Below are 26,403 nucleotides of genomic sequence, written 5' to 3' on the forward strand. Positions count from 1 at the left end.
TTTAACCAGAAATTACAGCGCGGCGATAACGGCCTGCTGTTCAATCAGCTTCGCTTTCGCTTGTGCATAACCTTCCAGCTTCTCACGCTCTTTGGTGATAACCGCTTCCGGTGCGCGGGCCACAAAGCCTTCGTTGGAGAGCTTGCTTTCGATGCGGCCAATTTCACCTTCGATTTTGGTCACTTCTTTTGCCAGACGCGCCAGCTCATCTTCTTTGTTGATGAGGCCAGCCATCGGGATCAGCAGCTCGGCGCCATCGATAATTTTGGTCACGGAAACCGGACCTTTATCATCAGCAGGCAGCACGGTGATGCTTTCCAGACGTGCCAGGTTCAGCAGGAAGCCGCGGTTGTCGTTCACACGACGCATCGCGTCGGTGCTACAACCACGCAGCAGCAGCTCCAGCGGTTTGCCCGGCGCAATGTTCATTTCCGCGCGGATATTACGTACGGCAACGATCGCCTGCTTCAGCCATTCGGTGTCGGCCAGCGCGGCTTCATCAACCTGGGCCGCATCGTATTCCGGGAATGGCTGCAGCATGATGGTGTCAGCGGTAATGCCGGAGATAACCTTCACGCGCTGCCAGATGGTTTCAGTGATGAACGGAATGATCGGGTGCGCCAGGCGCAGCAAACCTTCCAGAACGGTCACCAGCGTATTGCGGGTACCGCGCAGTTCAGACTCGGAACCCCCGGTCATGACCGGCTTAGTCAGCTCCAGATACCAGTCGCAGAACTGGTTCCAGGTGAACTCGTACAGAATGCCCGCGGCGATGTCGAAGCGGAAGTTATCCAGCGCTTCGCGGTATGCTTTGATGGTCTGGTTGAATTCCGCGAGGATCCAACGGTCCGCCAGCGACAGGGTCATTTCGCCGCCGTTAAAGCCGCAATCCTGCTCTTCGGTGTTCATCAGCACAAAGCGGCTGGCGTTCCACAGCTTGTTACAGAAGTTACGGTAACCTTCCAGACGCTTCATATCCCAGTTGATATCGCGGCCGGTCGAGGCCAGCGCCGCCAGGGTGAAGCGCAGGGCGTCGGTACCGTGCGGCTCGATGCCGTCCGGGAACTGTTTCTCGGTACGTTTGGCAATTTTCTCAGCCAGCTGCGGCTGCATCATGTTGCCGGTACGTTTCTCCAGCAGGTCCGGCAGGGAGATACCGTCAACCATATCCAGAGGGTCAATCACGTTACCCTTGGATTTGGACATCTTCTGGCCTTCGTCATCACGAATTAGACCGGTCATGTAGATGGTCTTAAACGGAATCTGCGGCTTGCCATTTTCATCTTTGATGAAGTGCATGGTCATCATGATCATGCGGGCAATCCAGAAGAAGATGATGTCGAAACCTGAAACCATCACGCTGGTCGGGTGGAACTGACGCAGGGCGTCGGTGTTTTCCGGCCAGCCGAGAGTAGAGAAGGTCCACAGCGCGGAGGAGAACCAGGTATCGAGAACGTCTTCGTCCTGATGCAGCGCGACTTCAGCACCGAGGTTATTTTCCTGGCGCACTTCGTCTTCGGTACGGCCCACGTAAACGTTGCCGTCGTTGTCGTACCATGCCGGGATACGGTGACCCCACCACAGCTGACGGGAGATACACCAGTCCTGAATATCGCGCATCCAGGAGAAATACATGTTCTCGTACTGCTTAGGCACGAACTGAATGTCGCCATTCTCAACCGCTTCAACCGCCGGCTTCGCCAGCACCTCGGCACGGACGTACCACTGGTCGGTCAGCATTGGCTCGATAACCACGCCGCCACGGTCGCCGTAAGGTACGGTCAGGTCGTGCGGTTTAACTTCTTCCAGTAAACCCAGAGCGTCGACAGCGGCAACAACGGCTTTACGCGCAGCAAAGCGCTCCAGCTTCTGGAACTCTGCCGGGATGTCGCTTGGGTAAACGTCAGATTCTTCGCCTTTGGTGTCGTAGACTTCCGCGCTTTCGCGGATATCGCCGTCAAAGGTCAGGATGTTGATCATCGGCAGGGCGTGACGACGACCGACTTCATAGTCGTTAAAGTCGTGCGCCGGGGTGATTTTCACGCAGCCTGTGCCTTTTTCCATATCGGCGTGTTCATCGCCAACGATCGGAATGCGGCGGTCAACCAGCGGCAGAATCACGAATTTGCCGATCAGATCTTTATAACGCGGATCTTCCGGGTTCACGGCAACGCCGGTGTCGCCCAGAACAGTTTCTGGACGCGTGGTGGCGACCACCAGGTAATCTTTACCGTCAGCGGTTTTTGCGCCGTCGGCCAGCGGATAGCGGATGTGCCACATCGAGCCTTTAGACTCGCGGTTTTCCACTTCCAGGTCAGAGATGGCAGTGCGCAGTTTCGGGTCCCAGTTGACCAAGCGCTTGCCGCGGTAAATCAGGTCTTCTTTGTACAGGCGAACAAAGACTTCTTTCACGGCGTTAGACAGGCCTTCGTCCATGGTGAAGCGCTCGCGCTCCCAGTCCACGGAGTTGCCAAGGCGGCGCATCTGGCGGGTGATGGTGCCGCCGGATTCCGCTTTCCACTGCCAGATTTTGTCGATAAAGGCGTCGCGACCGTAGTCGTGGCGGGTTTTACCTTCTTCGGCGGCAATCTTACGCTCAACCACCATTTGGGTAGCAATACCCGCGTGGTCGGTACCGGCCTGCCACAGGGTGTTTTTGCCCTGCATGCGCTGGTAGCGAATCATGGTATCCATGATGGTTTGCTGGAAGGCATGACCCATATGCAAACTGCCGGTGACGTTCGGCGGCGGGATCATGATGCAGAAGGACTCTTTGCTTTCATCGCCGTTAGGCTTGAAATAGCCCTGCTTTTCCCAGTGCTCGTAAAGCGGCTGTTCGATATCTTGGGGGTTGTATGTCTTTTCCATTATTTCCAGGTTGCCGTGTTCAGGTTGAAACCAGCCATGCGGTACGCTTTATAGCGTTCGCGCGCCAGTTGTTTCAAAGAATCTTCATAAGGGACGAAGTCTATCACTTCTGTGAAAGCGGTGGCAAAATCTGCAAAGTTGAGCCGCAGGCTAATCAGAATATCCCTCGGGCTGCTGTTGCGCTTTTGCGGCCAGGCGATTTCCACTGGCGCACCGCCTCTCGGGCCTTCCCCTGCCAGGTTATGCGGGACGAAACTTTCCGCGGGTCTTGCCCATAGCGCTTCATCCAGGCGAATCGCCTGCTGCTCGTCTTCGCAAGCGATAAGCACCCGCTTGCCGCTGCGCCAACGTTCTGCGGCAATGTCACACACCAGTTGCTCGACGGCGCTTAAGCCATCAACGGTGGTTTCATTGTCCAGAAGGTAGAACGTTGCGTTTCTCATAATATGGGGCTTCTTGTGGTGGATTTAAACGATTTGCCCGGCGGCGCTGCACTTGCCGGGCCTATGGTTAAATGCCGTTTGTAGGCCGGGTAAGGCAAAGCCGCCACCCGGCATTTTACATCACTCTTCGCCAGTAAACCCGGCGCGATTGAGCAGGAACTGCGACAGTAGCGCCACCGGGCGACCGGTTGCTCCTTTGGCTTTACCGGAGCGCCATGCGGTACCGGCGATATCCAGGTGCGCCCAGTTGTACTTACGCGCAAAGCGCGACAGGAAACAACCTGCGGTAATCGCGCCGCCAGGACGGCCGCCGATGTTCGCCATGTCGGCAAAGTTAGATTCCAGCTGATCCTGGAACTCGTCACCAAGCGGCAGACGCCATGCGCGATCGCCCGCCAGTTCGGACGCGCCAATCAGCTCATGGGCCAGTGGATTGTGGTTCGACATCAGGCCGGTGATGTGGTGGCCCAGCGCAATCACGCAGGCACCGGTCAGGGTCGCTACGTCGATAACCGTTTCTGGCTCGAAGCGCTCAACGTAGGTCAGCACATCGCACAGCACCAGACGCCCTTCGGCATCGGTGTTCAGCACTTCAACCGTTTGACCGGACATAGTGGTCAACACGTCACCCGGACGATAGGCGCGACCGCCTGGCATGTTTTCACATCCGGCCAGCACGCCAACAATGTTTAACGGCAACTGAAGCTCTGCAACCATGCGCATCACGCCATACACCGCCGCCGCACCGCACATGTCGTATTTCATCTCGTCCATGCCTTCGGCAGGCTTGATAGAGATACCGCCGGAGTCAAAGGTCAGGCCTTTGCCAACCAGCACGATAGGACGTGCGTCTTCTGCCGGATTGCCTTTGTATTCGATAACTGACATCAGCGATTCGTTTTGCGAACCGTTACCGACTGCCAGATAAGAGTTCATCCCCAGCTCTTTCATCTGCTGTTCGCCGATAACGCGGGTAATGACGTTCTTGCTGTAGGTATCGGCCAGCTGGCGCGCCTGAGAGGCCAGGTAAGCGGCATTACAGATGTTCGGCGGCATATTGCCGAGATCTTTCGCTGCCTTGATACCGGCGGCAATCGCCAGACCGTGTTGGATCGCGCGTTCGCCGCTGGTCAGCTCGCGACGGGTTGGGACGTTGAAGACCATTTTACGCAGCGGACGACGCGGCTCGCTTTTGTTAGTTTTCAACTGATCAAAGCTGTACAGCGTCTCTTTTGCGGTCTCAACCGCCTGACGCACTTTCCAGTAGTTATTGCGACCTTTGACGTGCAGTTCGGTCAGGAAACAGACGGCTTCCATTGAGCCTGTATCATTCAAAGTATTGATGGTTTTCTGAATGACCTGCTTGTACTGACGCTCGTCCAGCTCGCGTTCTTTGCCGCAGCCGATAAGCAGAATGCGCTCTGAGAGAATGTTCGGCACATGGTGCAGCAATAACGTCTGGCCAGGTTTACCTTCCAGTTCGCCGCGACGCAGCAGGGCGCTGATATAACCGTCGCTGATTTTATCGAGCTGTTCGGCAATGGGGGAGAGCCGACGTGGTTCAAAGACGCCGACCACGATACAGGCGCTCCGCTGCTTTTCCGGGCTACCGCTTTTTACACTGAACTCCATGCACTATGCTCCTGAATCTTAAAGACAACAATGGTGGCTACAGCTATACTCGTCGTCTTTCAAGTTGCAGATGCGTTGGCTGCGCCTGCTCACCCCTGTCACTTACCTGATGTAAGCTCCGGGGCTTCACAGTCTTGTCGCCTGCCTGCAACTCGAAATCCATAGAGTATAGAAATTGAAAGCTTTCGTAACTCATGTCCGCTGTTGTGGTGACTTCGTGTTAATCTTAACGTTATTACGGCCTTGGTTCGTCAGAAAAGATCCTGATACGCAGAACCAGCAAGTCATTTAATCTTAGCGATGTTTTCGACGACCAAAGAGAATAAATGACGTTTAAGCCATGAAACAAGCTATTTTCCTGCAATAAAACGGGTTTTTACGGGCGTATTTATAGTGATAATCATAAGATATCTGGTTCGTGAGACGCTGAAAAGCCAGTTGGCGATCCTGTTCATCCTGCTACTCATTTTCTTTTGTCAGAAACTGGTCAGGATCCTCGGTGCCGCTGTTGATGGCGATATCCCGACAAATCTGGTGCTCTCGCTGTTAGGGCTGGGCGTACCTGAAATGGCGCAGCTCATTCTGCCCCTGAGTTTATTCCTTGGGCTGCTGATGACGCTGGGCAAACTGTATACCGAAAGTGAAATCACGGTGATGCACGCCTGCGGCCTGAGTAAGGCTGTTCTGGTGAAAGCCGCCATGATCCTCGCACTCTTTACCGGCATCGTCGCGGCAGTCAACGTGATGTGGGCCGGCCCCTGGTCATCTCGTCACCAGGATGAAGTACTGGCGGAGGCGAAAGCCAACCCCGGCATGGCGGCCCTGGCTCAGGGTCAGTTCCAGCAGGCCAGCGACGGTAGCGCGGTGCTGTTTATCGAAAACGTCAATGGCAACCGCTTCAACGATGTCTTCCTTGCGCAACTCAGGCCAAAAGGCAATGCCCGTCCATCGGTGGTGGTGGCGGATACCGGCGAGCTCTCATTGCGTAAAGACGGCTCGCAGGTGGTGACCATGAATCAGGGTACCCGCTTTGAAGGTACCGCGATGCTGCGCGACTTCCGCATTACCGATTTTAAAAATTATCAGGCAGTTGTCGGCCATCAGGCCGTCGCATCCGACCCTAATGATACCGAGCAGATGGACATGCGCACCCTGTGGCGTACCGATACCGATCGTGCCCGCGCGGAGCTGCACTGGCGCTTCACCCTGGTGGCGACGGTATTCATTATGGCGCTGATGGTTGTACCGCTCAGCGTGGTCAACCCGCGTCAAGGGCGCGTGCTGTCGATGCTGCCGGCGATGCTGCTGTATCTGGTGTTCTTCCTGCTGCAAACGTCGATTAAATCAAGCGGCGGTAAAGGCAAAATGGACCCGATGCTCTGGATGTGGACGGTCAATCTGCTCTATTTCGCGCTGGCCGTGCTGTTGAACCTGTGGGATACGGTGCCGATGCGCCGCTTCCGTGCCCGTTTTAACAAAGGAGCGGCGTGATGCAGGCGTTTGGCGTACTTGACCGTTATATCGGTAAGACGATTTTCAACACCATCATGATGACGCTGTTCATGCTGGTCTCCCTCTCGGGCATTATCAAGTTTGTTGACCAGCTGAAAAAGGCCGGGCAGGGCAATTATGATGCGTTGGGGGCCGGGATCTACACGATTCTTAGCGTCCCAAAAGATATTCAAATCTTCTTCCCGATGGCGGCATTGCTTGGCGCGCTGCTGGGGCTGGGGATGCTGGCACAGCGCAGCGAGCTGGTGGTGATGCAGGCTTCCGGCTTTACTCGCTTGCAGGTGGCGCTGTCGGTGATGAAAACCGCTATCCCGCTGGTGCTGCTGACTATGGCAATGGGCGAGTGGGTTGCGCCACAGGGCGAGCAGATGGCGCGTAACTATCGTGCTCAGCAGATGTATGGCGGTTCGCTGCTTTCAACCCAGCAGGGGCTGTGGGCGAAAGATGGTCATAACTTTGTCTATATCGAACGGGTAAAAGGCAGCGATGAGCTGGGCGGCGTGAGCATTTACGCCTTTAACGACCAGCGTCGCTTGCAGTCTGTGCGCTATGCCGCATCGGCGAAGTTTGATACCGAGAATAAGCTCTGGCGTCTGTCTCAGGTGGATGAGTCTAATCTCACCGACCCGAAACAGGTCACCGGTACGCAGATGGTCAGCGGGACCTGGAAAACCAATCTGACGCCGGACAAACTCGGCGTGGTGGCGCTGGACCCGGATGCGCTGTCGATCAGCGGCCTGCATAACTACGTCACCTATCTGAAGTCCAGCGGTCAGGACCCCGGTCGTTATCAGCTCAATATGTGGAGCAAGATCTTCCAGCCGCTGTCGGTGGCGGTGATGATGCTGATGGCGCTGTCGTTTATCTTTGGCCCGCTGCGTAGCGTGGCGATGGGCGTGAGGGTGGTAACCGGGATTAGCTTCGGTTTTATCTTCTACGTGCTGGACCAGATTTTCGGCCCGTTAACTCTGGTCTACGGCATTCCGCCGATAATCGGTGCGCTTTTGCCGAGTGCCAGCTTCTTCCTGCTGAGCCTCTGGCTGATGACGCGCAAATCCTGATGTAACGCGCCCCCTTCCTGATGTAGAAAGGGGGCGTTTTTTTATCGTTTTCTCCCGCCGAGTAAGCTTCCCAGCATTCCCCTGACTATCTGATTCGTCACCTGACGCACCGCGCTTTTGGCTGCAGTTTGCACTATGCCATCGCGCTTACCGCCGCGTGGCCCGGTGGTGCCGAACAGAATGTCTTTTAATCCGCTGAGCAGGCCGTCGTCATCGCCGCTTTGCTGGCCTTTTGCGGGTGGTGACTGCTGCTGCTCCGTTGTGCTCTGAACGCCCTGTTGCAGCATTTCGAACGCCGATTCCCGGTCGATCTCTTCTTCGTATTTGCCATACAGCACCGAGTGATTAATCAGCCCGTTGCGTTCATCGTCGCTGACTGGCCCCATACGTGAACAGGGGGCGATAACCATCGCGCGTTCGACCACTGAGGGGCTGCCTTTTTCATCGAGGAAGGAGATAAGCGCCTCCCCGGTACCCAGCTCCTGGATCGCCTGTTCGGTACTGAATGCCGGGTTGGCGCGCATGGTTTGCGCGGCGGTTTTTACCGCTTTCTGATCTTTTGGCGTAAACGCGCGTAGGGCGTGCTGTACGCGGTTACCCAACTGGCCAAGCACCGCGTCGGGGATATCCGCCGGGTTTTGCGAAACGAAATAAACGCCGACGGCTTTGGAGCGAATCAGGCGGATCACCTGCTCGATTTTGTCCAGCAGCACCTGCGGCGCATCGTTAAACAGCAGATGCGCTTCATCAAAGAAAAAGACCAGTTTTGGCTTTTCCCTATCGCCCGCTTCCGGCAGGCGTTCATAAAGCTCGGAGAGCATCCACAGCAGGCTGGCAGCGTACAACTTCGGCATCTGGTAGAGCTTCTCGGCGCTGAGGATATTAATCACCCCTTTACCGTTGGCATCGACTCGCATCCAGTCCTGAATATCGAGCATCGGTTCGCCGAAAAAGTGCTCCGCGCCCTGCTGCTCCAGAGTGAGCAGACCGCGCTGAATCGCCCCGACTGAAGCGCTACTGATATTGCCGTACTGGTTCTGAAACGCTTTGGCATTGTCGCCAATATATTGGGTAATGGCGCGCAGGTCTTTGAAGTCGAGCAGCAGCAGACCACGGTCGTCGGCGATGCGAAAGATAATATTCAGCACCCCGGACTGAACCTCGTTGAGGTTAAGCAGACGGGCCAGCAGCAGCGGTCCGAGGTCAGAAACCGTAGCGCGAACCGGATGGCCCTTTTCGCCAAAGATGTCCCAGACCGCTACCGGGTTAGCGTGCGGCTGCCAGTCCGTCACACCTATTTTCTCCAGCCGCGCCTGCAGTTTTTCCGAGCTTTGGCCTGATTCGGCAATACCGGTAAGGTCGCCTTTCACATCGGCCATAAACACCGGAACGCCAATTTCTGAGAAAGACTCCGCCAGCTTTTGCAGGGTGACGGTTTTACCGGTCCCGGTGGCGCCGGTGATCAGGCCGTGACGGTTGGCCATCGCGGGCAATAAATGCAGCTGTTTTTCCAGCGTGCGTGCAATCAGCAGAGGTGAACTCATGATCGATTTCTCCATTTATCCTGCAGCGAGTATAGGCAACCTGACCACAAATGGAGGGAGAAATCACGCACGCTGGCATTGACTCACTTCAGGCGCAGTGGCGCTGAATTAAGTCGATGCTCTGTTCTATTTCGCGGCGGATGTCGTCTTCGCTCCAGTTTGCCAGCTCAGGCGAGAAAGGTTCGAAGGCATACACGCCCTGGTAGCCGCGCGCTTCCAGATTCTTCACCTGCTCGCAGCTTTGCAGCTGATCCTTCGGCGTCAGCATGATGCGTTCGTTATCCGTGAGCGTCTCGCGGGGTCGGGTATCCTCAACGCCGGAAAGATGCACCAGGCCAATCTCTGCCATATCTACCTGAGCGAACTCTTCGTCAGCCTGAGGATAAAGATGGTGGTGGAAGGTATCGATCAGCAGCTTAAACGGCACGCGCGCATCGTGAATCAGCGTTTGCGCCTGCGCCGATGAACGCAGCGAACTTTGCGGGAAGCCGAGTGGTTCAACCAGCCCGTGAATACCGTAGAAGGCAAATAGCGGCGCCAGATCGCGCAGGGCGTTGAGCGTCTCGCTCGCCGGAACCTCGGTGCCATCATTCAGCGGGCACAGCACCAGCGATTTCGCGCCAACGGCTTTCGCCTCTTTCAGCAGCGACTCCGTCAGGTTGTGAACCTCTTCGGTGCGACAGTTGAAAGGGTAGACCGCGTTGATGGTGAGGATCTCAATATGGTAGCGATCCGCCAGTTCACGAACCTGCTGAGGGGTGAGATCGTCGGTCACTTTTCCGCTGGGAAGATCGTTACGTAGCTCGACCTTATTCAACCCCAGGCTATTCACCAGGCGGAAGAAGGCTTCAATACTGAGTGAGGGGGCGATCTTGCGATTGATACAGAAACGCTGCTGTGCGATAGCCATTTGACTCTCCTGACACAAGATGGATCGGGTTCGTTCGATTGCCTCTTAGTCAAAACGTTTATTCCAAAATTAGCAATGAGTGAAATGGTGGTTTTTTGAGCCGACTCGCAAAATAGTTTGCTAGTGTGTTTTTATGACTTCTGTTTCCAGGAGGCTCTACGTCTAATCTCTTTCAGTTGTGATTTAGCCTGTAAGGCGACATTTTCTTACAAGAAAGTGCGACCATCATCACCAAAATAGAATTTCATTATATGCAAATATTGAAATATTAATTTCATTTTACTACGGTTATAGCACAGCAGATCCAGCAATGGGCCGTACTGCGTTGGCCCCGACACCCCATACTATGAGGCGAGAGCATGACTATCACAGGAAACTTTATTGGCGGGAAAACCGTTACCAGCGGCAGCAATAAGACGATGCCGGTATTCGACCCCGCAACGGGCAAAGTGGTCCGCGAAGTCACGTTATCGACCGCGCAGGAAGTTTCTGATGCCATTCAGGTTGCGCGTGATGCTTTCGAAAGCTGGTCGCGTACCACACCGCTGCGCCGTGCCCGTGTGATGTTCAATTTTAAAATGCTGCTTGAACAGCATGCTGAAGAGCTGGCGGGGATTATTGTTAGTGAACACGGTAAAGTGTTCTCTGACGCTATGGGTGAACTGACTCGCGGTATGGAAGTCGTCGAGTTTGCTTGCGGCATTCCGCATCTGATTAAGGGCGAGTTCTCATCAGATGTAGGTACCGGAGTAGACTGTTACTCTCTGATGCAGCCGCTTGGCGTGGTGGCAGGGATTACACCATTTAACTTCCCGGCGATGGTGCCAATGTGGATGTTCCCGCTGGCGCTGGCCTGTGGGAATAGCTTTATCCTCAAGCCGCCGGCCCTGGCGCCTACTGCTGCGGTGCGCATGGCGGAACTGCTGAAGGAAGCGGGCCTGCCGGATGGCGTCTTTAACGTGGTGCACTGCAGTAATGAAGATGCCGAACAGCTGTATAGGGACCCGCGTATTGCGGCGGTGAGCTTTGTCGGCTCTTCCGGCGTGGCGGAGCATATTTATAAAACGGCTAGCGCTTATGGTAAGCGGGTTCAGGCATTTGGCGCGGCGAAAAACCACGCTATCGTCATGCCGGACGCGGACCTTGATGCCACCGTCAATGCCATTATGGGCGGCGCATTTGGTTCCGCAGGCGAGCGCTGCATGGCGCTGCCGGTCGTCGTTGCTGTAGGCGATGAAACGGCAGATAAGCTGATTGCGCGCCTGACGCCGCTGGTGGAATCGCTGAAGGTCGGACCTGGCTGTATGCGCGGCAAAGAAGAGAACGAAATGGGGCCGGTTGTCTCCGACACTCATCAGAAAAAAGTGCTGGGCTATATCGATAAAGGTGCTAGTGAAGGGGCAACGCTGGTCGTCGATGGCCGCAAGCTGCGGGTTCCCGGGTTTGAAGAGGGTTACTACGTTGGCGGAACGCTGTTCGACCACGTGACGCCGGAGATGACTATCTGGCGTGAAGAGATCTTTGGGCCTGTGTTGGGTATTGTCCGCGTAGCGGATTACCACAGTGCGCTTGAGCTGGTGAACAGCCATGAATTCGGCAACGGCAGCGCCGTCTTTACCAGCAACGGCCACACCGCGCGCGAGTTTGTACATGATGTCCAGGCCGGAATGGTCGGGGTCAACGTCCCGGTTCCTGTTCCGATGGCCTTCCACAGTTTTGGCGGCTGGAAACGCTCCGTATTTGGTGCACTGAACGTGCATGGGCCGGATGGTGTGCGTTTCTATACACGAATGAAAACCGCCACCGTCCGTTGGCCGCAAGGCCAGCAAACCGTATCTGAGTTCAGCATGCCGACGTTAGGTTAATCGGCGAAGGAGAACGCCATGTCTTTACTGGCTAAAGCAAAACAAGAAGGGCAAATCCAACATATCACCCCGCAGAGCGCGGGGTGGCGCTACGTTGGCTTTGATGCCTGGATGTTAAAAAAAGGGCAAACCATTACGCTGGAAAGCGGCGATCGCGAGCTGTGCCTGGTGCTGGTCGCCGGGCTGGCTTCGGTAAAAACCACGAAGGCTGATTTTCCGAATCTCGGCCAGCGTATGTCGCCGTTTGAGCGCACGCCGCCGTGGTCAGTCTATGTGCCGCCGCAGGATAAAGTTGAAGTGACGGCCGATTCCGATCTTGAGCTGGCCGTATGCAGCGCACCGGGTAAAGGCACGCTTCCCGCGCGGGTGATTTCCCCGCAGGATGTGGGTGTGGAGCACCGCGGCAAAGGGCGCAACCAGCGTCTGGTGCACAACATTCTGCCGGACAATGCGCAGGCGGACTGCCTGCTGGTGGTGGAAGTGTATACCGATGAGGGTGCCACCAGCTCATGGCCGTCGCATAAGCACGATACGGCGCTACCGGGCCAGGAAACCCACCTGGAAGAGACCTATTATCACCGTTTCGATCCGCCGCAGGGTTTTGCGCTCCAGCGCGTTTACACCGATGACCGCAGCCTGGATGCCTGCATGGCCCCTTACAACCACGATGTGGTGATGGTGCCGCGAGGCTATCATCCGGTCGCCACCATCGCCGGTTATGACAGCTATTATCTGAACGTCATGGCCGGTCCGGACCGCAAGTGGTTGTTTACCTGGGAAGAGGATCACGCATGGATCAACAGCCCTGAGTATCCTCGCCACGATTGATATCCCTAGAGGATAGTCGATGATAAAAAGGCCGATTAGCGATGCTAACCGGCCTTAAATTTATCCATTGTTGCCGGCCCGTGAAAATGAGGTTTGGTAGCCCGGGCAGGCACAGCGCGCCGCCCCCGGGAAAAGGCAAAAAACCTAGGCCAGCTGTTTTGTTTCTGAATCTTTGCTGCTGTTTAGCGCCAGAGAAACCGCCAGCGTCTGGGCCAGACACAGCGATGCCACCTGTGAACGGAAACCATCAACCTGCGCCTCGCGCACCACAAAGCACACATCGCTGAAGGCCGCCAGCGGGCTGACCTGACTGTCGGTAATCGCTATCTGCCGGGCTTTACGCTGAGCGCCGAGCTCAACCAGCTCAACCACTTCACGGGCATAAGGCGAGAAGCTCACTGCGACAACCACATCTTTCGGCCCTACCAGGCTTAACTGCTCGGTGAACATGCCGCCCAGGCCATCGATCAGAAACGCTTTACGATCCAGATGGCGCAGCGCGTAGGTCAGGTAGGAGGCGACGCTAAAGGAACGGCGCAGGCCGATAACGTAGATATTTTCTGCTTCCGCCAGCAATGCCACCGCGCGCTGCAAATCGTCACCGGAGGTCTGCATCGCCAGCTGCTGTAGCGCCTGCGTATTAACCATCGTGAACATATTGAGGATTTCGGTCGGTGTTTCCGGCGGGGAAGAATCATCCGTCGTGGTCTGGCGGAATAGACGGGCACGCTCGGTGTAGTTAGCCGTCTCTTCCATCAGATGCTGCTTGAACATCTGCTTCATTTCGTTAAAGCCGCTGAAACCGAAGGCGTTAGCGAAGCGAATCAGCGTTGAAGGAGGAACGTCAGCTTGTTGCGCGATAGAGGCCACGGTGTCGAAAGCCACGCTATTGCTGTTATCCAGAATATAACGGGCTACTTGTTTCAGGCGTTTGCTTAATGTGTCGTAGCGACGCCTGATTTCATCCTGCAAGATGGTAAGTTGGGTCGGATTATTGGCCATAGATTGCGCTCTAAGAAAATAAAAGGAATATTATTTCCAGTGTATCAAATGAAGCGAATTTTTCATTCGTTGCAATGAAATACGCGATTCATTTCACGAAGATCCAGAAAAAAGCCCGCATCTTCGAGAGAAAATGCGGGCCGGGTCAGAATCAGCCGCGGGCTTCGCGCCAGTAGCCGATAAGCGTGAGGTAGTTACGTTTCACTTCATCAATCAGCGCATCGTCGCTGAGTTCTCCCTGCATCCAGCGGCGTGAAGGTTGGCCAAAGATGGTGCGACCGACGGCAAAGCCTTTGATCATCGGGTGCTTCGCGGCTTCGGCAAAACCAGCGCGCAGACGATCCGATGGCGCATCCAGACCGAGGATCAGGATCCCACGGCACCAGCGGTCTTCACGTTCGATCAGCTTGCTGATTTTCTCCCACTGAGCGCTCGACAGCGGCGGCAGCTTCCACCAGTCTGGCTGAATACCCAACTTATAGAAGTGCTCCAGCATATCGTGGTAATGACGCTCATCTTTATCCGGGCCGTTCTCCGGCAGGATAATTTCCAGCAGCAGTTCATGTCCGGACTTGTTGCATGCCTGCCAGACTTCCAGCAGCAGCGCATCCTGCTCGGCACGCAGCTCAGCCGGGTCAGCCGGATGATAGAAGACCAGGCATTTCACCACGTGCTCCAGCGGCCAGTCGATCAGCTGGGAACCGATGTTGCCGTGTTCCAGGCGCAGCGGGCGCGAGCTCGGCATCTCAATCGGCCGACCGATCCACCAGCCCTTGCCGGTGATGGCATTCAGCGAGCTTTGACCGTAGGTACCGTCGGCTAGGATGCCGCTGCGTCCATCAAGACCGGCTTCTTTAGCTGCGCTTTCCGCGGCCGCCAGCAGCAATAGCTTCAGCTGTGGGATGCAGGCGACATCGCGCCCGGTTTCCTGCGCCAGATCTGCCAACTGCTTGCGATGGTCAAAGGCGAAGATGCACAGCTCCGGCCATGCCTGACGGCGGCTGGTGACGCGATGGAGATGGTTGAGACGGTCGTCGATATCCGGGCGCGGAACGGATTCTGCCCGCGACAGGTAATCATCCAGCTCGACTTTGGTTGGCATTGCCGGCGCGCAGCCGTGGCGAGAGACGACCAGCGCACCGCAGGCGTTAGCGTAGCGGCAGGCCTGCACCCAGCCTTCATCATTCAGCCAGCCGCGCAGCAGGCCGGACATAAAGGCATCGCCAGCGCCCAGCACGTTGAGTACATCGACCCGCACGCCCTGCTGTAACGGTACGCTATCCCAGCTATCAGGAATGGTGCCTTCGAGCACCACGCAGCCCATCGGACCACGTTTGCAAACCAGCGTCGCTTTGGTGGCGTTGCGCACGTTTTTCAGCGCCGTGAGAGTGTCGGTGCTGCCTCCGGCAATATGAAACTCTTCTTCTGTACCGACCACTAAATCGAACAGATGTAGCACTTCCTGAAGCTGGCTGGTCACCTGGCCCGATTCAACGAAACGCGTTTCACCATCGCCCAGGGAGGTGAGTCCCCACAGCACTGGACGATAATCGATATCCAGCGCGGTACGCAGGCCGTGGCGGCGAGCATATTCCAGCGCTTTCAGTACCGCTTCACGGGTATTCGCGTGCGAAAGGTGAGTGCCGGTAATCGCCAGCGCCCGGGAAGAGGCAATGTACTCTTCTTTAATATCGTCTGGCGCAAGAGCCATATCTGCGCAGTTATCGCGGTAAAAAATGAGCGGGAACGTCTCCTGATCTTTAATACCCAGCATCACTAACGCCGTCAGACGCTGCTCATCTGTTATTAAATATTCGGTATCGACGCCAGCACGGCTCAGCGTTTCACGTAAAAAACGCCCATTATGCTCATCGCCTACGCGAGCGAGCATCGCGGATTTTAATCCCTGAATGGCTGTGCCGAAGGCAACGTTGCCGGAAGAGCCGCCCAGGTATTTAGAAAAACTGGCAACATCTTCTAGCCTCGCGCCAATCTGCTGGGCATAGAGATCGACTGCCACCCGGCCAATACAGATGACGTCGAGTCGCTTTACTGCTGCATTCATAGCTAGGGTTTCCTTTTGCATTTCTGCTGTACGGAAGGGTCGGAATGCCGACAGCGTCTCCGAAAACAGCCTGAGGGTTATTGGTTACCCCTAGTTTGAGAAATAAATATTTCATTTGCAAACTAGATCGAAATTAAAAAACCAAAAATGTGAGGGATCTACCACTATGCCGCGCTGAGCCTCATTCTACTGTGGATCCTGTGCTGTGACTGAAGTTTGCGAGGGTATACGGGTATCGTGTTTCTTTATCTATGATTTTTAAAGGGATATTAAACGCGAAGCCCCGTTGGTCGGGCGTCACCCCATATGAATAATGGCAATGAAACGGGTGAAATGCATGGAGAGTTTGATCCCTCTCGCAAAATGAAATATTTTTTCTGTATTTCTATTTAATGAAAAAAATGTTTGCCTATAATCCAAAAGTATTCCAGTGACGTTAACGATTTCGCTCTGTCATCAGCCGTATTGTTGCACAGGGTCAAGGCGCTAACCCACACACAAATACTGAACAATAAGGATTGGGCAACATGGGCAAACTGAGACTGACAATGGCGCAGGCGCTGGTGAAGTTCCTGGATAACCAGTACCTGGAAGTTGATGGTGAAGAGCATAAATTCGTAAAAGGCATCTTTGCTATCTTTGGTCACGGCAACGTTCTGGGGCTGGGTCAGGCACTGGAGCAAGACAGCGGTGAAATGCGGGTCTATCAGGGGCGTAACGAGCAAGGGATGGCGCATGCCGCGACCGGTTTTGCCAGACAGTCTCTGCGCCGTCAGATAATTGCCTGCACCTCTTCTATCGGCCCCGGCGCGGCGAATATGATTACCGCTGCTGCAACCGCTACCGCCAACCGTATCCCTCTGCTGCTGCTGCCAGGCGATGTGTTCGCCACTCGCCAGCCGGATCCTGTTTTACAGCAAATTGAACAGAGTCATGACCTGAGCATTACCACCAACGACGCGTTTCGTGCAGTGAGCAAATACTGGGATCGCATTACCCGCCCGGAACAGCTGATGAGCGCCTGCGTGAGTGCGATGCGCGTGCTGACCGACCCAGCGGAAACCGGCGCGGTGACGCTCTGCCTGCCGCAGGATGTCCAGGGGGAAGCCTGGGATTATCCGGAGTCCTTCTTTACCCGTCGCGTACATCGTCTTGACCGTCGCCCGGCCAGCGCCGCGCAGTTGGCGGATGCGGTTGCGGCGATTAAAGCCAGCCGTAAGCCGCTAATCGTCTGCGGTGGCGGGGTGAAATACTCCGGTGCGGGCGAGGCGCTGACCCGTTTTGCCGAGCGTTATGGCGTTCCGTTTGCCGAAACTCAGGCCGGGAAGGGCAGCGTGGTCTCTTCGCATCCGTTTAACGTTGGCGGCGTCGGTGAAACCGGCTGCCTGGCGGCGAACCTGCTGGCGAAAGAGGCAGATTTAGTCATCGGCCTCGGCACGCGTTTCAGCGATTTCACCACCTCGTCGAAATGGATTTTCCAGCATCCGGGCGTGCGCTTCCTCAATATTAACGTCAGCAACTTCGATGCCTGGAAGCTCGATGGTATTCCGATGCTGGCGGATGCTCGTGAAGCCCTTGACGCCCTGGATGACGCCCTGTCCGGCGACACCTGGCAGGCCGCGTGGGGCGAGCAGATTGAAAGCGTACAGAGCCGCCAGTTGAAAGAGACTCAGCGCGTTTACCAGGCGGTGTGGCAGGAAAAATCTTTTGTACCGGAAATTGACGACCATCTGGATCGTGAATCGGTGTATCGCGAATTCCGCCAGATAACCGACTCCACCCTGACGCAAAGCAGCGTTCTCGGCGTGTTAAATGAAACGTTACCGGCGGATGCAGTGATTGTGGCGGCGGCGGGAAGCCTGCCGGGAGACCTGCAGCGCGTCTGGCGTAACCGGGCAACCAACACTTATCACGTGGAATACGGCTATTCCTGCATGGGCTATGAAGTCAGCGCCGCGCTGGGTGTGAAGTTAGCCCAGCCGCAAAGTGAGGTCTATTCACTGGTCGGCGACGGCTCGTTCATGATGCTGCACTCCGAGCTGGTGACCTCCCTGCAGGAGCGCGCGAAGATCAATATAGTGCTGCTCGACAACATGGCTAACGGCTGTATTAACAACCTGCAAATGGAACATGGAATGGACAGCTTCGGCACCGAATTCCGCTTCCGCTGCGCCGAGTCTGGCCAGCTGCAGGGCGGCCTGGTACCGGTGGATTTCGCCACCGTCGCTTCCGGCTACGGCTGCAAAACCTGGCGCGTCACGACGCTGGATGAACTACGCCATGCGCTGGATGCCGCGCGCCGCGAAACCGTCAGCACCCTGATCGACGTAAAAGTGCTGCCGAAAACCATGGTGCACAAATACGGCAGCTGGTGGAACGTCGGCGTCGCGCAGTCGGCACTGTCCGAGCGGATCCGCAAAGTGGCCGAAATGATTAATGAAAAACGCGCTCAGGCGCGGGATTACTAAAACAGAACACAAACCCTGAACCCTACAAATCTCGGGAGAAAACCAACTATGTCACTCAAATTAGGTGTCATCGGTGCCGGCGCTATCGGTAAAGAACATATCCGCCGCTGCACTCAGGTATTACAGGGCGCTACGGTGGTAGCGGTTTCGGATATCAACGAAGAGAACGCGCGTGCTTCGGTCGCACTGCCGGGCGTACACGCAGAAGTGTACGCCGACGGTCATGACGTCATTAAAGCCAGCGATGTGGACGCCATTCTGGTCACTTCCTGGGACCCAACCCATGAAGAGTACACCCTGGCCGCTATCGCCGCCGGTAAGCCAGTGTTCTGCGAGAAGCCGCTGGCGATGAGCGCCGAAGGCTGCCGTCGTATTGTTGATGCGGAAATGAAAGCCGGTCGTCGTCTGGTGCAGGTTGGGTTTATGCGCCCTTATGACGAAGGCTATCTGGCGCTGAAAAAAGTGATCGATGACGGTGATATCGGCGCGCCGCTGATGCTGCGCTGTGCGCACCGTAACCAGTCAGTGGGCGAGAATTACACCACCGATATGGCGATAACTAACACCCTGATCCACGAACTGGACGTTCTGCGCTGGCTGCTGGATGACGACTATCTTTCGGTGCAGGTGCGCTTCCCGCGCTCGACCTCACACACTCACGCGCGCCTGAAAGACCCGCAGATTGTGTCGTTCGAAACTAGGAAAGGCACCCTGATCGATGTTGAAGTGTTTGTGAACTGCCAGTACGGCTACGACATTCAGTGTGAAGTGGTCGGGGAAACCGGTATTGCTCGCCTGCCTGAGCCGTCAGCGGTGCAGATGCGTAAATCCGCTAACCTGTCGACCGCCATTCTGGTCGACTGGAAAGACCGCTTTATCAAAGCCTATGACGTTGAATTGCAAGCCTTCATCAATGATGTTCAGGCAGGCCAGCTGCATGGCCCATCGGCCTGGGATGGCTATGCTGCATCCGTCGCTGCCGACGCTTGCATCAAGGCTCAGGGCACCAGCGAGCCGGTGAAAGTGACGCTACCGGAGTGTCCGGCGTTCTACAAAAGCTAAGCACGCTTCGCTGACGGAATTTCTTTGCACAGGTAACGACGATGAAAATTGCCTTTGATGTTGATGTAATTAAAGACCTCGGGGTCACCCGAATGGTTCACCAGGTGGCGGAGTGGGGCTACAAGTACATTGAGCAATCGCCGCATCCGCAGATTAACCCGTTTTACAAGCACCCGCGTGCCAGCCGGGAGATTATGGCTGAGTACAAGCAGGCGCTGCGTGAAACCGGCGTGGAGCTCTCTTCATTTATCTGCGTTTATCGCTGGTCCGGTCCGGATGAGCTGCGCCGTCAGGCGGCAGTGAAAAACTGGAAACGACTGATCGAAATTGCGGTTGAAATGGGTGTACAGGTGATCAACACCGAGTTCTCCGGCGATCCTAATCAGCCAGAGATTTGCGATGAGATGTTCTATCGCTCCATGGAAGAGCTGTTGCCGATTTTCGAACGCGAAGGTATCCGCGTTGAAATCCAGGCGCATCCGTGGGACTTCTGCGAAGAGAACAACGAAACCGTCGATATTGTGAAGTCGTTCCGTAGCGATAACGTTAAGTACGTCTACAGCGTTCCGCATACCTTCTTCTATGACAAAGGCGTGGGTGACGTTGAGAAGATGCTGCGCTACGCGGGAAGCGATCTTTCTCATGTGCTGATTGCTGATACCCGCAACCATACAAAACATTGCCGCTATATCGTTAATCCGCCGGGAGTGGATGCCGTCGTTCACCAGCATGTGGGCGTCGGGGAAGGGGATGTCGATTTCGACACGCTGTTCCGTACCTTGCGCGATATGAAATTTGCCGAGCAGACCTTCAAGGTCGGTGGTGAGCCGATTGTGGCTACCTCGCTGTTTGGCTACCCGGAAAAAATGAAATACCAGGCAGTGGAAACCCGTGAACTCATCGAACGTGAATTGCTGCGCCGATAAGGCGTAGCGGCAGGAGCCCCCTACTATGAACAAAGATAACGTGAAACTGGCTATCGCCCCGATTGGTTGGACTAACGACGACATGCCGGAGCTGGGCAGCGAGAATACTTTCCAGCAAATCGTCAGCGAAATGGCGCTGGCAGGCTTTACCGGTAGTGAAGTCGGCAGCAAATATCCACGCGATCCGGCGGTTCTCAAGCCGATGCTGGATATCCGCGGCATTCAGATTTGCAACGCCTGGTTTAGTACCTTTTTTGCCGACGGGCAGCGGGAAAAAACCATTGATGAATTCGTCAACCACATGAACTTCCTTCATGCGATGGGCGCAAAAGTGATTGGCTGTTCCGAGCAGAGCGGCAGCATCCAGGGTCTGGAAAAACCGATTCTTGGCAATGCGAAACCGTGCTTTAGCGAACAAGAGTGGCAGCAGGTTGCAGAAGGCTACAACACGCTTGGTCGCCTGGCGGCAGAAAAAGGCATGCAGGTCTGTCTGCACCACCATATGGGCACCGGCATCCAGACGACAGAAGAGATCGACAAGTTTATGTCTCTGGTGGATGACAAAGTCTTCCTGCTGTACGACACCGGCCACGCCTGGTATTCAGAAGGCGGCGAGGAGCCGATGCTGGCGATCCTGAAAAAATATCTGCCGCGCATTAACCACGTGCACCTGAAAGATGTGCGTCCGCCGGTGATTGAGCAGGTACGCCGCGAAGGGCTCTCTTTCCTCGATGGCGTGAAGAAAGGCACCTTCACCGTTCCGGGCGATGGCGTGATTGATTTCCGTCCGGTGTTCAAACTGCTGGACGAGCATGGCTACAAAGGCTGGATGGTGGTTGAGGCAGAGCAGGATCCGGCGCTGGCTAACCCATTCGAATACGCAGTAAAAGCACGTAAATATATCCGCGAAACGGCAGGAATCTAATCGTTGTTTCACTTACAGGCCATACCTCGTATGGCCTGCTTTTTTTCCTGTCTCACATCCTGAATCCTTTCGTAAATGCTCAACCGCGCTGATCCGAATAAGCTGCGCTGAACTGTCCCCTCTCCCCATCGGGGAGAGGGTTAGGGTGAGGGGAAAGACTTACTTCACTTCCGCCAGCGCGGTCTTATCCACATACGGCTTCATCAGCGCATCGGCCTCCTTCTGCGCCGCCTGCACGGCTGCTTCCGGGGTGACTTTTGCATCGTTTACCGCTGCGGCCAGCTGGTTTTCCATCGCCTTACGCACGGCAACTGTCTCCCAGGTGGAGTACCACGGATGGGCATACTTCAGTTGCTCCAGGGCGATAGCCGCTCGCGGATCCTGCTGCAAATACGCCTTCATTTCCGGCGTATCGTAGGCGGCCTTGCGCGGCGAGAAGTAACCGGTAAAGCGGCTCCAGGCACCGTTAACCTGCGGACTAACCAGATACGTCAGGAACTGATACGCCGCTTTCTTCTGCGCATCGTTGATGCCCTTAAAGCTCACCAGGCTGGCACCGCCGATTGGCACTGCTCGCTGCTCTTTGGCCGGTAGCATCGCCACACCCAGCTCAAAATCTTTGCTGTTCTCGCGCATAAAGCCCAGCGCGCCGGTGCTCAGCATCGCCATCCCGACTTTGCCGGAGAAGAAGCTGGCGCTGATCTGTTTTGAATTCAGCACGCCGGAAGGCATTACCTTGTCTTTATAAACCAGGTTCTGCCAGAAGCGCAGGGCGCCGATGGTGGTCGGCGAGTTGTAATACACTTCGCCCGGATAATCTTCATTAAAGTATTTACCGCCGTTGGCGCGAACCAGCGCCGAGAAGATCCAGCCGCCATAATCATCGTTAGTCGACGGCAGCATGATCCCCCACTGGCCTTTGCTTTCGTCGGTCAGCTTTTTGGCATCTGCCAGCAGCTCGGCCCAGGTTTGCGGTGGCTGTTTGATCCCGGCCTGATCGAACATCGTTTTGTTGTAATAAAGGATCGGCGTCGAGTTATGGAACGGGATCGCATAGGTGGTGCCCATGACCTGGGCGTTTTTATGCATCGCAGGCCAGAACTCCTTCACCAGAAAATCTCCCGCTTTTTGATCGCCATACTGGAACAGTTCGTCCATCGGCAGGATCTCATCTTTCAGCGCCAGATCGGTGGTGAAGTTGGCGGACATTATCACCAGCGCAGGCGGCTGCCCGGCCTTCTGCGCGGATTCGGCTTTGATCTTGGTGGTGTCATAGTTGCCGGTAAAGATCCCGCGTACTTCCACGTCCTGCTGCGACTCGTTGAATTGCTTAATGACGCGGGTCATCTCCATGGTCAGCTTGCCGTCCACCGGCGCTGGAAACATGAAATCGATCTTCTCTTTCGCCAGTGCCGCGCCGCTCAGGGCGAGGCTAAGGCTGACGGTTATGGTCGCCAAGGGCCTAAACATGGTCAATCTCCTGGAGTAAATTATGCTGTTTCTCAGCATGAAAAAGATGAATATCACCGGGCGAAAAGCCGAGGATCAGCGAATCGCCTTTCTCCGGCACCGCGCCGCGATGGCGGCGGCTAAAGCGTAAAGTGCCGATGGGGGTGCTGACATGGAGCAGATAATCCGCTCCCATCAGTTCTCGTTGCAGCACGGTGGCAGGCAGGCGCAAATGGCTCTCCTCCACGCGGTCGCTGATATGTTCCGGTCGAATGCCTAACCATACCTGGGACTCTTCGCGGTAGCGCGACGGCAGCGGATGACGCTGTTCGCCGAGTAGTACCTCTCCGTCAGCACAGGGCAGTGAGAGCAGATTCATCGCCGGGGAGCCAATAAACCCGGCAACAAACAGATTGGCCGGATTGGCGTAGAGATACTCCGGTCGCCCGACCTGCTGCACGAGGCCGCCGTTCATCACCACAATACGGTCGGCCATCGACATCGCTTCCGTCTGGTCGTGAGTTACATAGACGGTGCTGGTTTTGAGCTGCTGGTGGAGGTCCATAATGCTGTCGCGCACTTCGCTGCGCAGGCGGGCATCGAGGTTGGAGAGCGGCTCATCCATCAGGAACAGGCGCGGATTGCGCACAATCGCCCGCGCCATCGCTACCCGCTGCCGTTGGCCGCCGGAAAGTTTCGCCGGTTTGCGCTCCAGCAAGGTATCCAGTTGCAGCATTTGCGCGACTTTATCCACCCGCGGCTGCCAGCTGGTTTTCTCCTCTTTGCGCACCTTCATGCCGAAGGTGATATTGTCGCGCACCGACAGATGCGGGAAGAGGGCATAGTTCTGGAAGATCATCGCGAAATTACGCTCTCTGGGCGACATTTCGGTGATGTTCTCATCATGCAGCCAGATCTCCCCCTCGCTGACCGGCTCCAGTCCGGCAAGCAGACGCAATAGCGTGCTTTTACCGCAGCCGGACGGGCCTACCAGCACCACGAATTCCCCGTCGTGAATATCCAGCGACAGGGCGCTGAGGGCCGGTTTACCGTCAAACTGTTTACTGATGTTTTGCAGACTAAGCATGGCGATTAGCGATCTTCCGTTGGGCAGCTGATATTTTCGTCGTACATCCACGGTCCGGCGTAGTGGGTCAGCGGATGCTGGTAGCTCACCCACTGTTCGCCCACTTGGCGATGCATCAGGCACGACGCCGGGGAGAGGTCGTAATACGGACGGGTATCTTCATGAAAATAGGGCACCTGGTGGACGGTTCCCGGAATGGTGGAGATGATGGCCTGGCGATACTGCGTCATGGTCAGGCTATGGTTGTGGCCGCAGAAAATGCGCGTCAGCGACGGGAAGCGCTCAACCAGCCCCAGCAGACGGTGGCCGTTCTCACAGGCGATAGGGTCCATCTGCGCGTTGCCCAGCGGCAGCGGCGGATGATGCATAAACACCGTCGCCGGTTTATCGCCGCCATCGAACAGCTGGGCTTCCAGCCATTTGATGGTTTCGTCGGTCAGCCAGCCTTTCGACGTCCCCGCCCGGCTGGAGTCGATAAACAGCAGGCGAGTGGCAAAATCGTCTACCGCGTAATGCATGTTTTGTGCGTCGGTGCCGAGCTGCGGGCACAGCGGATGCAGGTATTCCAGAAACAGCGTTTTATCGTCATGGTTGCCGGGAATGAGATACAGCGGATAGTTCAGGCTGCCGAGGATCTGACGAGCGGCCTGATACTCTTCCGGGCGGCCGCAGTTGACGATATCACCGCTTACCACCACCGCGTCCGGGCGCTCCTGCAGGGCATTTAGCTGGGAAACCACGTCGGCGTTGGCGGCGTTAACGTCAATAAAGCCGTACAGCTTCTGACCGTGGCTGCGGAAATGGGTATCGGAAATTTGCGCTAACAGCATGAATAACTCCTTATTTGATCCCGGAGAAGCCGAAGCTTCGCAGGAACTGTTTCTGGAAAAGGATGAATGCCAGCATCAGCGGCAGGCAGACCATCAGCGTTCCGGCACCGATGATGCCCCACTGACCGCCGGATTCTGCGCCCATGGCGAAAGAGACCAGCCCTACGGTCAGCACCTGTTTATCCGGGTCGTTCAGCATCATTAGCGGCCACAGATATTCGTTCCAGTGGTAGGTAATGCTGACGGTGGCGAAGGCCAGCACCGACGGCCAGGACATCGGCAGCAGCACGCGAAACAGCACCTGCCACCAGCGACAGCCCTCCATCAGCGCCGCCTCCTCCAGCTCTTTAGGAATGGCGAGAAACGCCTGACGCATCAAGAACACGCCGAACGCCGAGGTGAAGTAGGGCATCATCACCCCGGTAAGGGTATTGAGCAGGCCGAAGGTTTTCAGGGTCAGCATGTTCGGTACCATCATCACCACCGGCATGATCATCAACTGAACGAGGAACATCAGGAATAGTGTCTTCTTGCCGCGAAATTCGTGGCAGGCGAAGACGTAGCCAGCGGTGGTGATGGTCAACAGCTGCACGAAGAAGGTGCCGAAGGTGAAGATAATGGTGTTGGCGTAGAGGCTTAGCCAGTCGGCGCTGGCCCAGGCATCGCGAAAGTTATCCAGCGTCAGCGGTAACCGAGGCAGCAGGGAGGCCATATCCTCGCCGAAGGTAGTGGCGCTGAACGAGGTCGCCAGCATCCATAAAAACGGGCTCACCCACAGCAGCGCCAGGCAGCACATTAATACCGTGAGGGTAAAGGGCTGCGAGCGGCGCAGGCGCAGCCATAGCGGGCGCGATGCGCTTTGCGAACGAAGCACCAGCGGCGAGATTTCAGCGCTCATAGTGCGCTCCTTTCTCCAGCAGTTTGAGGTTGATCAGCGAGAAGGCAAACAGCCCGGCCAGCGTCAGGAAGGTGGCGGCGGAGGCTTTACCTAAATCATGGGTATCCCAGGCGAGATTCTGGATGTAGTAGAGCAGCACGGTGGTGGCGTTATCCGGCCCGCCGCGGGTCATCACCGCTACGTGGTCGATCTGGGTGATGGAATAAATCAGCGCTGTGGTAATGACGAAGCTCAGGGTCGGGCGCAGCAGCGGCAGCGTCACTTTAAAGAACACCTGCGTTCGGGTAGCGCCTTCCATTATCGCCGCTTCGCGCGTTGATGCCGGGATGCTTTGCAGTCCGGCAAGGAAAAACAGCATGTAGTAACCGGCGAACTTCCATACCCCAATCAGCGACAGGGCCAGCAGCGCGCTATTACTGCGCCCCAGCCAGTTGTTATTCAGCGGGCCAAACAGCTTCGCCAGATAGTGATCAAGCAGGCCGAGGCCGGGCATAAAGATAAACAGCCATAGCGCGGCGGCGCTGACCATCGGGATAATCATTGGGAAGAAGAAGGCGGTGCGCAGCCAGCGGTTGACACGGTGGTTCTCGGCTAGGGCGACCGCCAGCAGCAGGGCGAGCGTTACGCCCGGCACTACCGTCAGCAGGATATAAAGCAGGTTATTCACCAGCGATTGCCAGAAGACGCTATCGGCGAACAGGCGGCTGAAGTTCTCCAGCCCGACATACTGGCCGCCATCGCTGACCATGCGGGTATCGAACAGGCTGTCATAGACCGAACGCCCCAGCGGGAACCAGGTAAAGAGCAATAAAAACAACAGGGAAGGCGACAGTATCAGCCAGGGCAGCCAGGTTTTTCTCATGGTGGCAGACGTCTCGTTCAGGCGTTTGTAGAAGCCCGGATTTTGAGAAGGATTGACTGCAAAAGGATGGCGGGGAGATGACGGTTTAATGACCAGAGGGCGAAATACCGGGCAGACGGGCCGCCCGGCGGTGAAGTCCTGAGTCAGGAGCGTTCATGTCACGCCC

At 56.1% G+C, this 26,403-nt stretch carries 20 protein-coding genes; 8 read left to right on the forward strand and 12 right to left on the reverse strand.

The genetic code is table 11. The annotated features are described in order from the left end of the window. Positions 1 to 12: 12 nt before the first annotated feature. The 3 genes from HV127_RS10515 to pepA form a co-directional block, all read right to left on the reverse strand. Positions 13 to 2,868, reverse strand: a complete 2,856-nt coding sequence (locus HV127_RS10515) for a valine--tRNA ligase (RefSeq protein ID WP_182235907.1) — start codon at positions 2,866 to 2,868, stop codon at positions 13 to 15. Continuing rightward, positions 2,868 to 3,311 (reverse strand): DNA polymerase III subunit chi, encoded by a 444-nt coding sequence (gene holC / locus HV127_RS10520; protein ID WP_182235909.1) that lies wholly within the window; start codon positions 3,309 to 3,311, stop codon positions 2,868 to 2,870. Before holC ends, HV127_RS10515 begins: the two co-directional genes overlap by 1 nt. A 120-nt stretch (positions 3,312 to 3,431) precedes the next feature. Further along, positions 3,432 to 4,943 (reverse strand): leucyl aminopeptidase, encoded by a 1,512-nt coding sequence (gene pepA / locus HV127_RS10525; RefSeq protein WP_181483840.1) that lies wholly within the window; start codon positions 4,941 to 4,943, stop codon positions 3,432 to 3,434. A 393-nt stretch (positions 4,944 to 5,336) separates the two neighbouring features. Here pepA and lptF point away from each other — a divergent pair, with 393 nt between their 5' ends. After that, entirely contained in the window at positions 5,337 to 6,434 is a 1,098-nt protein-coding gene (gene lptF, locus HV127_RS10530) for an LPS export ABC transporter permease LptF (protein WP_110276612.1), read from the forward strand. Next, on the forward strand, positions 6,434 to 7,516 hold the full coding sequence (gene lptG, locus HV127_RS10535; protein WP_182235911.1) for an LPS export ABC transporter permease LptG: 1,083 nt from the start codon (positions 6,434 to 6,436) through the stop codon (positions 7,514 to 7,516). The genes lptF and lptG overlap by 1 nt, the downstream gene beginning before the upstream one ends. 41 nt (positions 7,517 to 7,557) lie before the next feature. On the opposite strand, the gene HV127_RS10540 is transcribed toward lptG, so the two are convergent. Beyond that, complete coding sequence (locus HV127_RS10540) at positions 7,558 to 9,060, reverse strand: helicase HerA-like C-terminal domain-containing protein (RefSeq protein WP_182235913.1); 1,503 nt, start codon at positions 9,058 to 9,060, stop codon at positions 7,558 to 7,560. A gap of 88 nt (positions 9,061 to 9,148) precedes the next feature. Next, entirely contained in the window at positions 9,149 to 9,970 is an 822-nt protein-coding gene (locus HV127_RS10545; protein ID WP_182235915.1) for a TIM barrel protein, read from the reverse strand. A 359-nt stretch (positions 9,971 to 10,329) separates the two neighbouring features. Here HV127_RS10545 and HV127_RS10550 point away from each other — a divergent pair, with 359 nt between their 5' ends. Further along, positions 10,330 to 11,835 (forward strand): CoA-acylating methylmalonate-semialdehyde dehydrogenase, encoded by a 1,506-nt coding sequence (locus HV127_RS10550; RefSeq protein WP_182235917.1) that lies wholly within the window; start codon positions 10,330 to 10,332, stop codon positions 11,833 to 11,835. 18 nt (positions 11,836 to 11,853) lie between these two features. After that, positions 11,854 to 12,663: a 5-deoxy-glucuronate isomerase gene (iolB, locus tag HV127_RS10555; RefSeq protein ID WP_110276617.1), complete on the forward strand. Its 810-nt coding sequence runs from the start codon at positions 11,854 to 11,856 to the stop codon at positions 12,661 to 12,663. A 144-nt stretch (positions 12,664 to 12,807) separates the two neighbouring features. Here the strand turns inward: iolB and HV127_RS10560 are convergent, their stop codons facing one another. Together HV127_RS10560 and iolC are read right to left on the reverse strand one after the other, a co-directional pair. After that, positions 12,808 to 13,665 (reverse strand): MurR/RpiR family transcriptional regulator, encoded by an 858-nt coding sequence (locus HV127_RS10560; RefSeq protein ID WP_110276618.1) that lies wholly within the window; start codon positions 13,663 to 13,665, stop codon positions 12,808 to 12,810. Between the two features lie 151 nt (positions 13,666 to 13,816). After that, entirely contained in the window at positions 13,817 to 15,730 is a 1,914-nt protein-coding gene (gene iolC / locus HV127_RS10565; RefSeq protein WP_182235919.1) for a 5-dehydro-2-deoxygluconokinase, read from the reverse strand. Between the two features lie 527 nt (positions 15,731 to 16,257). Between iolC and iolD the strand changes: the two genes are divergently transcribed. Genes iolD through iolE form a run of 4 tightly spaced genes read left to right on the forward strand, consistent with a single transcriptional unit; the run spans position 16,258 to position 21,111 of the window. After that, positions 16,258 to 18,198 carry a 3D-(3,5/4)-trihydroxycyclohexane-1,2-dione acylhydrolase (decyclizing) gene (iolD, locus tag HV127_RS10570; protein WP_182235921.1) on the forward strand — a complete coding sequence of 647 codons (1,941 nt, stop codon included), beginning with the start codon at positions 16,258 to 16,260 and terminating at the stop codon, positions 18,196 to 18,198. 48 nt (positions 18,199 to 18,246) lie between these two features. Continuing rightward, positions 18,247 to 19,260: a Gfo/Idh/MocA family oxidoreductase gene (locus HV127_RS10575; RefSeq protein ID WP_182235923.1), complete on the forward strand. Its 1,014-nt coding sequence runs from the start codon at positions 18,247 to 18,249 to the stop codon at positions 19,258 to 19,260. A gap of 41 nt (positions 19,261 to 19,301) precedes the next feature. After that, complete coding sequence (locus HV127_RS10580) at positions 19,302 to 20,186, forward strand: sugar phosphate isomerase/epimerase (protein WP_182235925.1); 885 nt, start codon at positions 19,302 to 19,304, stop codon at positions 20,184 to 20,186. A gap of 25 nt (positions 20,187 to 20,211) precedes the next feature. Next, positions 20,212 to 21,111 carry a myo-inosose-2 dehydratase gene (iolE, locus tag HV127_RS10585; RefSeq protein WP_181483835.1) on the forward strand — a complete coding sequence of 300 codons (900 nt, stop codon included), beginning with the start codon at positions 20,212 to 20,214 and terminating at the stop codon, positions 21,109 to 21,111. 159 nt (positions 21,112 to 21,270) lie between these two features. Here the strand turns inward: iolE and HV127_RS10590 are convergent, their stop codons facing one another. The 5 genes from HV127_RS10590 to HV127_RS10610 are packed head-to-tail and all read right to left on the reverse strand — an operon-like array spanning position 21,271 to position 26,237. Beyond that, positions 21,271 to 22,581 carry an ABC transporter substrate-binding protein gene (locus HV127_RS10590; RefSeq protein ID WP_182235927.1) on the reverse strand — a complete coding sequence of 437 codons (1,311 nt, stop codon included), beginning with the start codon at positions 22,579 to 22,581 and terminating at the stop codon, positions 21,271 to 21,273. Continuing rightward, positions 22,574 to 23,647: an ABC transporter ATP-binding protein gene (locus HV127_RS10595; protein ID WP_182235929.1), complete on the reverse strand. Its 1,074-nt coding sequence runs from the start codon at positions 23,645 to 23,647 to the stop codon at positions 22,574 to 22,576. The genes HV127_RS10590 and HV127_RS10595 overlap by 8 nt, the downstream gene beginning before the upstream one ends. A 5-nt stretch (positions 23,648 to 23,652) precedes the next feature. Further along, positions 23,653 to 24,477 carry a phosphodiesterase gene (locus tag HV127_RS10600; protein ID WP_182235931.1) on the reverse strand — a complete coding sequence of 275 codons (825 nt, stop codon included), beginning with the start codon at positions 24,475 to 24,477 and terminating at the stop codon, positions 23,653 to 23,655. A gap of 10 nt (positions 24,478 to 24,487) precedes the next feature. Continuing rightward, positions 24,488 to 25,375 carry a carbohydrate ABC transporter permease gene (locus HV127_RS10605; protein ID WP_139541038.1) on the reverse strand — a complete coding sequence of 296 codons (888 nt, stop codon included), beginning with the start codon at positions 25,373 to 25,375 and terminating at the stop codon, positions 24,488 to 24,490. After that, on the reverse strand, positions 25,365 to 26,237 hold the full coding sequence (locus tag HV127_RS10610; RefSeq protein ID WP_182235934.1) for a sugar ABC transporter permease: 873 nt from the start codon (positions 26,235 to 26,237) through the stop codon (positions 25,365 to 25,367). Before HV127_RS10610 ends, HV127_RS10605 begins: the two co-directional genes overlap by 11 nt. Positions 26,238 to 26,403: the final 166 nt, after the last annotated feature.

The sequence above is a fragment of the Klebsiella sp. RHBSTW-00215 genome (assembly GCF_014103785.1).
Taxonomy (GTDB): Bacteria; Pseudomonadota; Gammaproteobacteria; order Enterobacterales; family Enterobacteriaceae; genus Klebsiella.

What these genes read in the sequence shown, in the direction of transcription:
- HV127_RS10550 (WP_182235917.1), top strand. Translation starts at nt 10,330, where the DNA reads ATGACTATCACAGGAAACTTTATTGGCGGGAAAACCGTTACCAGCGGC.
- HV127_RS10595 (WP_182235929.1), bottom strand. Translation starts at nt 23,647, where the DNA reads ATGCTTAGTCTGCAAAACATCAGTAAACAGTTTGACGGTAAACCGGCC.
- iolE (WP_181483835.1), top strand. Translation starts at nt 20,212, where the DNA reads ATGAACAAAGATAACGTGAAACTGGCTATCGCCCCGATTGGTTGGACT.
- HV127_RS10515 (WP_182235907.1), bottom strand. Translation starts at nt 2,868, where the DNA reads ATGGAAAAGACATACAACCCCCAAGATATCGAACAGCCGCTTTACGAG.
- HV127_RS10580 (WP_182235925.1), top strand. Translation starts at nt 19,302, where the DNA reads ATGAAAATTGCCTTTGATGTTGATGTAATTAAAGACCTCGGGGTCACC.
- holC (WP_182235909.1), bottom strand. Translation starts at nt 3,311, where the DNA reads ATGAGAAACGCAACGTTCTACCTTCTGGACAATGAAACCACCGTTGAT.
- HV127_RS10610 (WP_182235934.1), bottom strand. Translation starts at nt 26,237, where the DNA reads ATGAGAAAAACCTGGCTGCCCTGGCTGATACTGTCGCCTTCCCTGTTG.
- HV127_RS10540 (WP_182235913.1), bottom strand. Translation starts at nt 9,060, where the DNA reads ATGAGTTCACCTCTGCTGATTGCACGCACGCTGGAAAAACAGCTGCAT.
- HV127_RS10560 (WP_110276618.1), bottom strand. Translation starts at nt 13,665, where the DNA reads ATGGCCAATAATCCGACCCAACTTACCATCTTGCAGGATGAAATCAGG.
- lptG (WP_182235911.1), top strand. Translation starts at nt 6,434, where the DNA reads ATGCAGGCGTTTGGCGTACTTGACCGTTATATCGGTAAGACGATTTTC.
- pepA (WP_181483840.1), bottom strand. Translation starts at nt 4,943, where the DNA reads ATGGAGTTCAGTGTAAAAAGCGGTAGCCCGGAAAAGCAGCGGAGCGCC.
- iolD (WP_182235921.1), top strand. Translation starts at nt 16,258, where the DNA reads ATGGGCAAACTGAGACTGACAATGGCGCAGGCGCTGGTGAAGTTCCTG.
- HV127_RS10575 (WP_182235923.1), top strand. Translation starts at nt 18,247, where the DNA reads ATGTCACTCAAATTAGGTGTCATCGGTGCCGGCGCTATCGGTAAAGAA.
- HV127_RS10600 (WP_182235931.1), bottom strand. Translation starts at nt 24,477, where the DNA reads ATGCTGTTAGCGCAAATTTCCGATACCCATTTCCGCAGCCACGGTCAG.
- HV127_RS10590 (WP_182235927.1), bottom strand. Translation starts at nt 22,581, where the DNA reads ATGTTTAGGCCCTTGGCGACCATAACCGTCAGCCTTAGCCTCGCCCTG.
- HV127_RS10545 (WP_182235915.1), bottom strand. Translation starts at nt 9,970, where the DNA reads ATGGCTATCGCACAGCAGCGTTTCTGTATCAATCGCAAGATCGCCCCC.
- iolB (WP_110276617.1), top strand. Translation starts at nt 11,854, where the DNA reads ATGTCTTTACTGGCTAAAGCAAAACAAGAAGGGCAAATCCAACATATC.
- iolC (WP_182235919.1), bottom strand. Translation starts at nt 15,730, where the DNA reads ATGAATGCAGCAGTAAAGCGACTCGACGTCATCTGTATTGGCCGGGTG.
- HV127_RS10605 (WP_139541038.1), bottom strand. Translation starts at nt 25,375, where the DNA reads ATGAGCGCTGAAATCTCGCCGCTGGTGCTTCGTTCGCAAAGCGCATCG.